Here is a 467-nt window from a genome sequence, read left to right on the forward strand (position 1 = left end):
GCTCAGCACCGTGCCCAACCGACTCCAGGACTTGACCACCGGCCCGTCATAGCGATTAACCAGACTTTCCCGGAACAGCAACACAAGGGCCGTGGCGAACAGGCCAAACAGGGCGAGAGCCACAAATATTGCGTGCCATGAGGCAACACTCAGCAGAACAGCCCCCAACACCGGAGCGACCAACGGCGCGATAACGACCAGCGACATCACAGTGGCAAGAATCCGCTCACGCTCACGGCCCTTGTAAAGGTCTTTAACGATGGCCGTTTCCACCACCGTGATGGCACCACCCCCAAAACCTTGCAAAACCCGGGAAAGAATCAGCGGCTCAATACTGTAAGAGAACACACAGCCAAGACTGGCCAGCACATACAGCGCCAGCCCGATCAACAGAATCGGCTTACGCCCGAACTTCTCGCTTAGCGGCCCCCAAAACAACATGCCGCAGGCATAGGCCAGCATATAGC

1 protein-coding gene is annotated in these 467 nt (G+C 57.4%); it reads right to left on the reverse strand.

Going from position 1 to position 467, the window contains the following annotated elements:
• Window positions 1-467 (reverse strand): MFS transporter (locus Q4563_RS16050; RefSeq protein WP_303605183.1); only part of this gene is annotated, 467 nt, incomplete at both ends.

This window comes from Gilvimarinus sp. 1_MG-2023 (genome assembly GCF_030548285.1).